Consider the following 12600-nt stretch of genomic DNA (forward strand, 5'->3'; position numbering starts at 1 on the left):
TGAATTACAACAACAATGGACTGCAGCAGTTCGTGCTAAATTAAATGCAGACGCTAATGTTTATGACCCACGTAAAGTTATCAAACCTGGTTTTGATGCAATCGTTAAAGTAACAAAAGAAACTATGGATATCTTCGGTTCAACTGGTAAAGCTTAATTTTAATCAGAGAAGAGATTCAAAAGGCGAGAGAAATCTCGCCTTTTTTGTTCGAAAAAAGTAGTATTTTAAGAGTATTTAGAGTAAAATATTGCTAAATGAAACGAAATTTTACAATAAAAAGGAGTTAGAAATGAAAGTAAAAAAAAGAATTACAAAAGGGGCAAGATTTTATTTACTCTTTAGTTTGGTTACCATTTTCATATCTTCTATTACTATGCTAAAAAATGTTGGTAGTTATACTGAACCAATTGAAGAGATTTATATGAATCAGCCTTTTAATGAAAAGGAAACAGATGAAGTTCAAGTAGTTCGAATTTATGATATCGAAAAAGTAGAATTACCAAATGAACACGAAGTCTTTTATATCATTGAAGATGAATTAGGTTATCATATGTTAAAATCAGTAAATGATAAATTAGACGAGCTTGCAGAGGAAGCAAGCAAATTGTCAAAAGTAAGACCATTTGATAATAAATTAATTTTATTAAAAATAAGAGTCGTTCCTGAAATTACACGGGGAAGAAGAGGAAGAAAGATTGTAAAGATTTCTCCAGAAATGCAGCAGGATTTTGAAACTGTTTTTCAACAAAGTAATTTAGCGAAGAAAAAAGAAAGAGAAGCGAAAAATGATACAATTTTAGGTGATATCTATAAGTTTTCATTGCTAAGAACAGACATCTATTTTGATGAATTTGATAAGTTTGATTTATGGATTGAAATGGGAAAAGATTTAATTTTTCTTATTGTGGGATTAGGATTTTTAGTAGCAGCTGGAAAAATTATTTATCATAACTATAAGAGTTATAAAGAATTATTCGAACTGTTCCCAGAAGTTCAAGGTCATATGAATCTGTTAGTGGAAAATGCCGAGTATGTTTCAAAGGATTTTGCTTTATTAGTTTATAAAGGGCATATTATTATTCATGCGGATGAATTTTATGTGGAATCATTGAATAAAATTCGTGGAATTCATAAGTTTAAGAAGAGTTATAAAGGAATTTCAGAATATTATTTACGAGTGAAATATAAAAACTCTGATGTTCCTTATGAATTATCGATTGGAGTCTTCGCAAGTAAGAGACATGTTGATGACGAAAACTGGTTAGAGGAGAATTACAATATTCTTGCGGAGTTCTAACGGTAAGATTTTCCTATACTCGTAAATAAAGGTTATATAAGAATATAAAAGAGACAATTGGTGGTTGAAGGACAATTATCAATTAGCCAATTATTTTTGTAAGTAATTAAGGCCATGAGTTACTAATGAGTGACTTATGGCTTTTTTGTAAAAAATATATAAAATTAAATATAAAATTCGAGAGTTTTGACAAATAAGTACAAAATCGTGTATGATAAATCATGTTTCTGAAAATAAATTGCTAAGAAAGGTAGCAACATAGGATAGCGCCAGGCTTATCATGATAGAGGATAAGTGACGAGGATTGAGTTTATCGAACGATTCGGCGGGTGACTCAAGGCAGTGCAGTCTACAGCAATATACAAAAATCTCTGCGGGGATACAAAAAAATTGCAAGCACCAGAAACATAGAAAAATTTGTTTGAAGGAATCCCCTTCAGTAAAGGAGACTATATATATGTGTGGAATTGTAGGATGTATTGGAGATAACCGTATTCAAACGGTCATTTTAGATGGATTAGAAAAATTAGAATATCGTGGATATGATTCAGCAGGATTATTTATTGCAGATGCTGATGGTACAACACAATTAGTAAAAAAAGTAGGACGTATTGCAAACTTACGTGAAGCAGTTGATGAATCAGTTCCAGCTTTTGCAGGGATTGGGCATACTCGTTGGGCAACTCATGGACCAGCAACAGAAAATAATGCTCACCCACATCGTTCTCAAAATGGACGTTTTACATTAGTTCATAATGGAGTAATTGAAAACTTCTCTGAATTAAAAGAAACTTATTTATCACATGTAAACTTCCAATCTCAAACAGATACAGAAGTTGCAGTGAATTTAGTAGAATATTTTGCAGAAAAAGAAGGCTTATCTGGTAAAGAAGCTTTCCGCCGTGCTTTAAAAGAAATTCGTGGATCATTTGCATTCGGTTTATTAGATGAACAAGCTCCAGGAGTATTATATGCCGCAAAACATAAAAGTCCATTATTAGTAGGAGTAGGAAATGGATTCAATGTTATTTGTTCAGATGCGATGGCAACTATTTCTCAAACAGATACTTATTTAGAAATTAAAGATGAAGAATTAATTACCATTACAAAAGATAAAGTAGAAATTGAAACGATTGATGGAAAAGCAGTAGAACGTGCACCATTTAAAGCAGAATTAGATGCAGATGATATTGAAAAAGGTGCTTATCCTCATTATATGTTAAAAGAAATGGATGAACAACCTGCGGTTTTACGTCGTATTATTAAAGAATATACGAATGAAGCTGGTGAATTAGACGTTCCTAGCGAATTATTAGAAGAAATTAGACAAAGTGATCGTGTTTACGTTGTAGCTTGTGGAACAAGTTACCATGCTGGTTGGATTGGAAAATATTTATTAGAACAATTAGCAGGAATTCCTGTTGAAGTATTTTTAGCAAGTGAATTTGCATATCATCAACCAATTTTATCTGAAAAACCATTCTTCATTTTCTTAACACAAAGTGGGGAGACAGCAGATAGCCGTCAAGCATTAGTAAAAGTAAATGAAAAAGGATATCCTTCATTAACAATTACAAATGTTAAAGGTTCAACTTTATCGCGTGAAGCAACCCATACATTATTACTTCATGCAGGTCCAGAAATTGCCGTTGCTTCAACAAAAGCTTATACAGCACAAATTACAGTAATGGCAGTATTAGCAGAAGTATTACGTCGTACAAAAGGACGTCCTCAAACATTTGATATGAGTCATGAATTAGCCGTTATTGCTTCAGCTATCGAAGGTGTATTAGATGAAAAATCTGTTGTAAAAGAATTAGTGGATCAAAACTTATTAGATACAGCGAACGCCTTTTATATTGGACGTCATTTAGATTATTATGTAGCAATGGAAGCAGCATTGAAATTAAAAGAAATTTCATATGTACAAACTGAAAGTTTCGCTGCTGGAGAATTAAAACACGGTACAATTGCCTTAATCGAAGAAGGAACACCTGTTATTGCTTTATTAAGCGAACCAGTAGTTGCAAGCCATACAAGAGGAAATATCGAAGAAGTGAAAGCACGTGGAGCTAAAACAATGGTGATTGCCATGGAAGGAAGCGAACGTGAAGGAGACGATATCGTATTACCAAAAGTACAAATGGAATTAGCACCAATTTTAAGTGTTGTTGTAACACAATTGATTGCTTACTACACATCTCTTGGTAAAGGATTAGATGTTGATAAACCAAGAAACTTAGCAAAATCTGTAACAGTAGAATAATGAAAATTTATCGCCTTTTCATTTTGAGAAAAGGCGATTTTTAAATTCCATGACAAGGATATTATTGTTAAAAATAGAAAAAAACATTACAATAAGATAAAAGTAATAGAGGGATGGAGGGATGAAATGTCCAATGTAACTTTAAAAGATATTGCTAAACTTGCAAATATTTCGCCAGCTGCGGTTTCTATTATTTTAAACGATAAACCCTCAAGAATATCTGAAACAAAGAAACAAGAAGTAAAAAAAATAGCAAAAGAATTAAATTATAGACCAAATAAAATAGCTAGAAGTTTATTAGGGACACCTACAAAAACAATAGGAGTACTAATTCCAGATATTGAAAATCCATTTTTTTCAAGATTAGTTAGAATTATTGAGCGTGAAATGAGTATTAAAGGTTACTCAATATTAATTGCTAATAGTAATGATATTTTTAAGAATGATATAAATCATATTAATGAATTTCTCGAAAGACAAGTAGATGGAATTATTATTTGTGTAGCAAATGAAACCTATTTACATTTACAAGAATTTAGAGATTTTATAATGACAATAGATTCTTCAATAGTTTTTGTCGACCGTTTTGTAACAGGTGTTTCTAAAGGGCAAGTTGTTTCAGATAATAGATTAGGCGGATTCTTAGCAACTAGTTTATTGTTAAAAAAAGGAATTAAGGAAATATCAATAGTAACTGGGAAAAAAACATCTTTTATTTCTAATGAACGTTTAAAAGGAGTAAAAGATGCATTGGAAGATTCAAATAAGGAAATTAAAGTTAATTATTTCGAAGGTGATTTTCATTATGAGTCTGGAATGCAAATAGGAATGGAAACAGATATTTTAAAAGAAGATAGTGGAATTTTTTGTTTTAATGATTTAATGGCATATGGAATATTAAGTGCTAATAAAATAAAAAAAATAAGTAATTTTCAGATAATTGGATATGATAATTTAAAGTATGCTGAGATGTTTGGAGTACAATTGCTTTCTGTAAATCAAAATATAAATCAACTCGCAGAAGAAGCGGTAAAAATGTTACAGAGAACTATTGAAGAAGGTGATTATACAGAGACAATTTATTTAAAACCATATTTATAAAAAAATGAGTGCATAAATTTGCACTCATTTTTTTATTTTGAATTGACAACGCTAACAAAAAGGTGCATAATAAATTTAAAAGTAAGGTTAAACGTTTAACCAGCAAGTTGGAGTTAGGAGTGATAGGGTTGGAAATTATATATAATACTTTGACTGCAATCGAATATTTAGAGATGCATAAATTGGTTAACTTTTATCCGTATGAATATAATGATGTGAGGTCTGCTTTAGAAAAGGATATTATTAATATAAAAATTTATTCGAGCAATAAATTAGTTGGAATAGGAAGAGTTGTTGGAGATGGAAGAATTGTTTTCTTTTTAAAAGATATAATTGTCCATCCAGAGTTTCAAAATAAGGGGGTAGGTACATTACTAGTAACGAATTTGTTAAATCAAATTAAAAAGATAGGATGTGATCATGCATATATTGGTTTAATGAGTACGAGTGGAACAGAGAGTTTTTATGAACGATTTGGATTTATAAAACGACCGAATGGTACGTTTGGAAGTGGTATGGTGATGTTTGTTGAAAAATAAAATATATGTTGTAGGTAGTATTAATATTGATGAAAAGATTAGTATTGATAGCATACCAAAAGCTGGTGAAACAAAACATGGTAAAAATTATCATATTAGTTTTGGCGGTAAAGGAGCAAATCAAGCGATTGTTGCAGCTTCACTAGGAGCATCAACTCTTTTTTTTGGAAGAGTAGGTTGTGAAATTCAAGGTGAAGAAGCAATTAATGAAATGAGAAAAAATGGAGTTAATGTTGATAGCATTATTAAGGATACAACTGCATATACTGGAAGAGCAATTATTATATATGAAAATATGGATAATAGAATATTGCTAGCCCCTGGTGCTAATAATAATGTTTCTGTACAAGATGTTGAGAAATTTATTGATGGGAATAAGAATGATATTTTGTTAGTTCAATTTGAAATTCCGCTAGAAACTATTTGGTATGCTATAAAATTAGCTAAAAAGAAAAATATGATAGTAGTAGTTAATCCAGCTCCAGCTAAAAGAATACCAAAAGAAATATTAAAAGAAATTGATTATTTAATTTTAAATCAATCAGAAGCAGAATTATTAACAGGAGAGTATCCCGAAAAAATAGAAAATTGTAGAATTGCATCTAACAAACTTCATGAGTGTGGAGTGAAAAATATTGTTATCACATTAGGTGAAAAAGGTGCATTCTATTCAACTGAAAATTTAAGCGATTTATTACCTTCGATTAGAGTGAATGTAGTAGATACAACTGGTGCAGGAGATACCTTTCTTGGAATGTTTGTATATAAATTGTTAGAAGAAGAAACTATTGAAAAAATTATACAATATTCGGTAGTGGCTGGTGCTTTAGCATGTGAAAGAGAAAATGCACATGATTATGTACCAACATTAGAGGAAATAGAGGGGAAAATGTAAAATGACAAGAAAAATTATTATTGATACAGATCCTGGGATAGATGATGCAGTTGCGATTGCAATAGCATTATATGCGAAAGAATTGGATGTTCAATTAATTACAACGGTAGCAGGAAATGTTGGATTAGAAAATGTAACTACTAATGCGTTGAAATTATTAAAATTTTTAAACAAAAAAGTTCCTGTAGCTAAAGGTGCAAAAAAACCATTGTTAAAAACAGCGATGTCAGTTGAATCTGTACATGGAAAGACGGGAATGGAAGGGTATGACTTCCCAGAACCTGATACAAGTTTATTGATGAATATAAATGCAGTTGAAGCAATGCATCAAGTAATTCAAAGTAATAAAGAGATTACACTAGTTTGTATTGGACCATTAACAAATATTGCATTATTAATAAATTCCTATCCAGATGATTTAAAAAAGGTAAAGGAAATCGTTATTATGGGTGGAGCCATTGGAAGAGGAAATTCAGGGGTATATTCTGAATATAATTTTCATTTTGATCCAGAATCAGCAAAAATTGTTATGGATTTCCCAGTATCAAAAGTAATTTGTCCTTTAGAAATTGGTAAGGAAGCATTAATTTATCCTGAAATTTCAGAAAAAATAAAAAATTTAAATCCTACAGGGGATATGTTTTATTCCTTATTTAAACGATATAGAGGAGGAAGTTTTTCTACAGGATTAAAGATGTATGATAGTACTGCTATTGCATATTTGTTAGCTCCAGAAATATATCAATTGTCTAGTGAGTATGTTGCAATAGAAACTAAAGGAGAATTTACTCAGGGGGCTTCTTTAATTGATATAAATAAAAAAATGGGTAAAGAAGAAAATGCTACTGTTGCAATAGATGTTAATGCTGATGAATTTAGAAAGTGGTTTGTATCAGCAGTAGAAAAATGTAAAGTAGGATAAGGAGGAATATTATGAGTACAATTGTTACAATTTTATTAGGAATTTGTTCAGTGGGGTTAGTTACTTATTTATTATTAAAAAAAGCAGACATTAAGGTTGCAATGTTAGGGATAGGTATATTACTTTTATATATCGCTTCATTAACAGGAATTCCAGTTATTAAAGAACCTGTTAATGCATTTATTGACCCACTTACTTCGGTTGTAAACCAATTTAAGTCAACTCTTTCTGGAGCGGGATTAGTAATTTTGATTTTGGGTGGTTATACTGCTTATATGAATAAAATAGGAGCGAATGAAGTAACAGTTAATGTTTTAACATCTCCATTAAAGCATGTAAAATCATCTTATTTCTTAGTTCCGGTAGTATTCTTGTTAGGTAATCTATTATCTTTAGTAATTCCAAGCGCTTCGAATTTAGCTATAATATTATTAGCTACTTTGTATCCGGTATTAGTAAAATCAAAAATGAGCCCATTAACAGCAGCTGCAGTTATTGCAACAACTGCAACAGTGATGCCAACACCATTGGGATCAGATAATGTTGCTATTGCTCAAGAATTAGGAATTCCTGTAGCTGAATATGTTTTTAACTATCATGCAATTATTTCTGTTCCAACACTATTAGTTATGGCTCTTGCACATTACTTATGGCAAAAATATTGTGATAGATCAATCCAATTTAGTGAAATTGATTATGTTCTAGATTCTTCTGTAGATGAATCTAAAAAAATGTTTACAGGATTTACTAAATTTATTTATGCATGTTTACCATTATTACCAATTTTAATTATGTTAGTGATTTTTGGAGTTAACTCATTACTAGGAATAAATTTAAAAGTTTCAGTTGAGATTGTGGCAATTATTTCCTTTGTTATTGCAATTATTTGTGAATTACTAAGAACAAAAAATGTTAAAGAAACATTTGATAATGTAGATTTCTTCTTTAAAGGAATGGGTAATTCTATGGGAATCGTAATATTATTGATTGCAGCATCTGTTTTTGTTAGTGGATTAAAAGGAATTGGTATAATTTCAGTACTTCAAAAATCAATGGAAAATACTAGTGCATCAGGAATATTATTACCATTAATTTTAGTTGTTTTCACAGCAATCATTGTATTGTTAAGTGGTAGTGGTACAGCACTTTTCTTTGCGATGGTACCTCTAATGGTTCCTTTAGCTACGGCAGCTCATATTAGCCCATATGCTGTTACAGTTCCAATGGGATTAGCAGGGAACTTATTACGTGCAGTATCTCCTGTTGCAGCAGTTGTTATGATTGTTGCAGGTAGTACTAAACAAGAACCATTAGATATTGTTAAGAGAACATCTGTACCAATGATTGTTGGTGTAGTATTTATGCTAATCATGTCATTTATCTTATTTTAAGTTAGATTAATATATAGCGCACGAAAGATAACAAAAATATCTTTCGTGTGCTTTTTGTTATGGAATTGAAAAGGACAATTTTTCTAAAATATGATATACTGTCAGAAAGAGAAAAGGAGAGTTGCAGATGAAAGTTGTATTTGTATGTTTAGGAAATATTTGCCGTTCACCAATGGCAGAAGCCGTGTTTAGACAAATGGTGAAAGATAAAGGTTTGGAACAACAAGTTATCATTGATTCTGCAGCAACAAGCTCTTGGGAACAAGGTAATCCTGTTCACTCAGGTACTAGAAAACAATTAGCAAAAGTAGGAATTTCGACAGATGGAATGTATTCTAGACAATTATCTTTAGTAGATGCCGATGCAGATTACATTATAGGAATGGATTCGGAAAATATGAAGAATATTAAACGAATGATGCAAGGAAAGACTGCAGCAACAATTGCTTCTTTATTAAGTTTTTCAGGAAGTAATCGAGATATTGCAGATCCATGGTATACAGGAGATTTTGAACAAACGTATCAAGATGTTTGTCTAGGTTGCGAAGCTTTAATGCGAGAAATTCAAGAGAAATTACAGAAAAATGGAGACAAGTAATGGAGAAAAATTTTAAACAACAATTAATATTAATTGCAGTTGCGGCTACGTGTTTATTTTTCGTATTAAATATTAGCCATTTATATACAGGGTTGAATGCTTTTTTAGGAATGCTATCTCCGATTGTTTTAGGATTATTATTGGCGTTTATTTTTAATGTTCCAATGAAACATATGGAAAAACAATTAGAAAAGATTAAAGTTCCAAAGTCTTTCAGAAGAGGGATTGCTATTTTAGGAGTATTATTCATTTTTATTGTGATTGTGGTAGCTATTTCCTGGATTATTGTTCCAACTTTAGCGAAAACTGTTGTTCAATTAGGAGAAAGTTTTAATTACTTAATGGATTTTTGTGTGAATTGGATACAAAATTCTGGATGGTTACAAGCAGCTGATGTAGAACGAATTACAGGATTTATTAATCAAAGTAATATTGTTTCTAGTGTAGTTTCTCTACTAGGTGGTTTTACTTCTAATATTACAGGAATATTCTCTAATGTATTTACGATTTTAATGGCAGTATTTTTAATGTTAAATATTTTAGGAAGCAAAGAACAATTACAATATTTAATCACTCGATTGTTAAAAGTATGTATTTCTGAAAAAAGATTTAAACTTATTCGATATATAGGAGAAATCACTTTAGAAACGTATGATAAATTTTTGATGGGACAATTAATTGAAGCGATGATTATTGGATCATTAGTGTTTATTACTTATAGTGTATTTCAATTACCTTATGCAGCGATAACAGGTGTATTAGCTGCTGTTTTATCTTTTATTCCATATATTGGACCGTTTTCAGCTTGTATGTTAGGAGCTATTTTCATTTTTACAGTAAGTCCTATCCAAGCGTTAATTTCAATTGGAGTCTTTTATGGATTGCAGTTAATTGAGGGGAATTTTATTTATCCTCGTGTAGTAGGAAATTCTATTGGATTGCCAACTGTGTTAACATTAGCAGCGGCTCTGATTGGTGGGAATTTATTTGGAATTTTAGGGTTAATTTTCTTCACACCATTGTGTGCAGTCATCTATCATCTTGTAAAAGAATTAGTTATTAAACGAGAAGAAACGTTGAAACTTTTGGATAAATGAGGTGAGAATCATCGGACAAAAGGAAAAAGAAATGTTCATGAGAGAAGCTTTAAAGGAAGCACAAAAAGCGTATGATAAGGAAGAAGTTCCTATTGGAGCAGTTGTGGTTTTAAATGGAGAAATTATTGGACGTGGTCATAATTTACGTGAGAAGGAACAAGATGCAACTTTACATGCTGAAATCAAAGCCATTCGGCAGGCGAACCAAGTTCTAGGTAGTTGGCGATTAGAAGATTGCGAATTATTTGTTACATTAGAACCATGTCCGATGTGTAGTGGAGCCATGATTTTATCTCGTTTGAAAAAAGTAACATTTGGAGCTTTTGATCCAAAAGCGGGGACAGCAGGAACATTTATGAATTTATTACAAGATGAACGGTTTAATCATCAAGTAGAAGTAGAATATGGCTTGTTAGAAGAAGAATGTCAACAAATCTTAAAAGACTTCTTTAAAGGGTTAAGAGAACGAAATAAAAGACGAAAAGAACAAAAGAAATTAGAAAACGATGAATGCCTTTAGGATATTCATCGTTTTTTGTTACCTTTCTATTGTAATGAATTATTCTATTATATTGAACTTGATAAGTTGGAATCTGTATTCTTACGGTATTCCATTAGTTTATTTTCATTTTCTTTTAAAAGTTCTCTAGAATAAATTTTTTCATTTGTCGAATTTCTAACTTCTTTCCAAAGAATAGATGCAACTTTTAATTTATTAGAATAAACATTGCTACATTCATCTGAGCAAAAATCTTTTAGAAACTGATTCCATTGACAAGCTGAGCTATCATATTTGGCATAATTTGATTCACCATAATATATTTTAATCATATCTTGAATCGTGAATGTTATATCTTTATCTTTTTTTACTTTTCGCCAAGCTGTTGCCATATCAGCATTAAATTTAAACGGACTAATACCTGTAACAGCTGAAAAATAATCACGAAATTTTTGGTTGAAAGAAAAACCACAGTGAAGTAATGGAGTATTTAAAGTTATAACTTCGACTTGTTTTTGGTTTCTTTTGTTCACACTTTTCTCTATTTTATTTCCTAAAAAATATTGATGAATGATATCGTTTAATTCTTGTTTTGTACCTCTATACTCTAATCCAAGGGATTTGCAAATTTGTGATAGTTCTTCTCGGTACCAATAGTAGAGATTAAATTCTTCAAATGAATGGATATCTTTAAAATCAGGTCTTTCTTCTTTCATAATGTTCTCCTAAATCAATTTACTTATTCATTATTATAAATGTAATGAGTAAGAATGTACATTTTAGGTGATTGAATAATCTGAACAATTAAGAACTAATTTTTTATTTGGAGAACTTCAATTAGGGGTAGAGTTATTAAGAAGTTTTATAATGGTTTTACAAACTAAAAACTCAAAAACTTTACATTAAATCTCTGTATTGTTATACTGTGTTCAAATGAAATGAGAGAACATTTGGGGTGCCTTTATGGCTGAGATGATACCCATTGAACCTGATGCAGTTCGTACTGTCGAAGGGAAATGATTCGCTATTTATGTCTAGTTCATCGGAAAGATGAAGGAAAAAGACTCATATTTGAAAGATCATCTAATATCCTCTTTTGTTTGTCTTATCATTTAGCAAATGAAAGAGGATTTTTTTGTCCTCTAGACAAAATATGGAAAAGGAAAGGAATGGTTATATATGGAAAAATATGCTTTTAAAACGGGAGATGCTGTGGGAGAATTGCTAAAAAATAGTCAGAAAGATTGGCAAGCTGCAATCAATCATCGTTTTATACAGGAGCTTTTTGAAGGAACAATGGAGGATGAAGTCTTAACAAAATATCTGATTCAAGATTATCATTTTTTTGATGCTTTTTTATCAATGCTAGGAGCTTGTGTGGCACATGCTGACACACTTGAAGCAAAACTACGATTTGCAAAACAATTAGGCTTTTTAGAAGCGGATGAAGATGGGTATTTTCAAAAAGCATTTAAAGAATTATGCCTGACAGAAAACGAATATTTAGAAGTAACGTTACATCCTGTGACAAAAGAGTTTCAAAAACTAATGTATTCAGCGGTAGATTCATCTGATTATGCTCAGCTTTTAGTGATGTTAGTTATTGCAGAAGGTTTATATTTAGATTGGGGATCTAAGGAATTACCTCTTCCAGAACGATATGTTCATCTGGAGTGGATTCATCTTCATAGAGGAGAATTTTTTAAAGAATGGGTTCAATTTCTCGTTGATGAGTTGAATCGGATTTGTAGGGATAAAGTAACGATTTCAGCACTTCAAGAACGTTGGAATCATGCGGTATCTTTAGAGTTAGCATTTTTTGAGATTGGATATGAAGGTTAGTTGTTTAGAGTATAAAAATAAACTGTTAGAATTCTAGAGAGAAGTTGTTCCGTCTTTTCATTTGACAGTAGATAAATGAATTCAGTATACTGAACATGTAAATCGGTAGGTGAGACTACCATGGAGATACGGATGGCTACCGCAAAGTAGTG

The 12600-nt window shown here is 31.0% G+C and carries 13 protein-coding genes and 1 riboswitch; of the genes, 12 read left to right on the top strand and 1 reads right to left on the bottom strand.

All coding sequences use genetic code 11. From position 1 onward, the window contains the following. From RWO76_RS08850 to tadA, 11 genes are all read left to right on the top strand, one after another. Positions 1-157, top strand: a 157-nt coding sequence (locus tag RWO76_RS08850) for a class II fructose-bisphosphate aldolase (protein WP_399543231.1), incomplete at its 5' end; no start/stop codon positions are given. A 133-nt stretch (positions 158-290) separates the two neighbouring features. Continuing rightward, the gene (locus RWO76_RS08325; protein ID WP_314355180.1) at positions 291-1298 is read left to right on the top strand and encodes a hypothetical protein; all 1008 of its coding nucleotides are present in this window, start codon (positions 291-293) and stop codon (positions 1296-1298) included. Between the two features lie 457 nt (positions 1299-1755). Continuing rightward, positions 1756-3564, top strand: a complete 1809-nt coding sequence (gene glmS / locus RWO76_RS08330; protein ID WP_314355181.1) for a glutamine--fructose-6-phosphate transaminase (isomerizing) — start codon at positions 1756-1758, stop codon at positions 3562-3564. 126 nt (positions 3565-3690) lie between these two features. Further along, entirely contained in the window at positions 3691-4665 is a 975-nt protein-coding gene (locus tag RWO76_RS08335; protein WP_314355182.1) for a LacI family DNA-binding transcriptional regulator, read from the top strand. Between the two features lie 128 nt (positions 4666-4793). Beyond that, positions 4794-5204 (top strand): GNAT family N-acetyltransferase, encoded by a 411-nt coding sequence (locus RWO76_RS08340; protein WP_314355183.1) that lies wholly within the window; start codon positions 4794-4796, stop codon positions 5202-5204. Further along, positions 5194-6099 carry a ribokinase gene (locus tag RWO76_RS08345; protein ID WP_314355184.1) on the top strand — a complete coding sequence of 302 codons (906 nt, stop codon included), beginning with the start codon at positions 5194-5196 and terminating at the stop codon, positions 6097-6099. The genes RWO76_RS08340 and RWO76_RS08345 overlap by 11 nt, the downstream gene beginning before the upstream one ends. Position 6100: 1 nt before the next feature. Further along, positions 6101-7021, top strand: a complete 921-nt coding sequence (rihC, locus tag RWO76_RS08350; protein WP_314355185.1) for a ribonucleoside hydrolase RihC — start codon at positions 6101-6103, stop codon at positions 7019-7021. Between the two features lie 11 nt (positions 7022-7032). Next, on the top strand, positions 7033-8412 hold the full coding sequence (dcuC, locus tag RWO76_RS08355) for a C4-dicarboxylate transporter DcuC (RefSeq protein ID WP_314355186.1): 1380 nt from the start codon (positions 7033-7035) through the stop codon (positions 8410-8412). Between the two features lie 127 nt (positions 8413-8539). Continuing rightward, entirely contained in the window at positions 8540-9010 is a 471-nt protein-coding gene (locus RWO76_RS08360) for a low molecular weight protein-tyrosine-phosphatase (RefSeq protein WP_314355187.1), read from the top strand. Further along, on the top strand, positions 9010-10107 hold the full coding sequence (locus RWO76_RS08365) for an AI-2E family transporter (RefSeq protein ID WP_314355188.1): 1098 nt from the start codon (positions 9010-9012) through the stop codon (positions 10105-10107). Before RWO76_RS08360 ends, RWO76_RS08365 begins: the two co-directional genes overlap by 1 nt. 31 nt (positions 10108-10138) lie before the next feature. After that, positions 10139-10627 carry a tRNA adenosine(34) deaminase TadA gene (gene tadA, locus RWO76_RS08370; protein WP_314355191.1) on the top strand — a complete coding sequence of 163 codons (489 nt, stop codon included), beginning with the start codon at positions 10139-10141 and terminating at the stop codon, positions 10625-10627. Between the two features lie 47 nt (positions 10628-10674). Here the strand turns inward: tadA and RWO76_RS08375 are convergent, their stop codons facing one another. Then, entirely contained in the window at positions 10675-11322 is a 648-nt protein-coding gene (locus tag RWO76_RS08375; RefSeq protein WP_314355189.1) for an SAP domain-containing protein, read from the bottom strand. 225 nt (positions 11323-11547) lie between these two features. Further along, positions 11548-11638: riboswitch (TPP riboswitch) on the top strand. A 147-nt stretch (positions 11639-11785) separates the two neighbouring features. Here RWO76_RS08375 and RWO76_RS08380 point away from each other — a divergent pair. Beyond that, the gene (locus RWO76_RS08380) at positions 11786-12448 is read left to right on the top strand and encodes a TenA family protein (RefSeq protein WP_314355190.1); all 663 of its coding nucleotides are present in this window, start codon (positions 11786-11788) and stop codon (positions 12446-12448) included. Positions 12449-12600: the final 152 nt, after the last annotated feature.

The sequence above is a fragment of the uncultured Granulicatella sp. genome, assembly GCF_963521425.1.
Lineage (GTDB): Bacteria > Bacillota > Bacilli > Lactobacillales > Aerococcaceae > Granulicatella.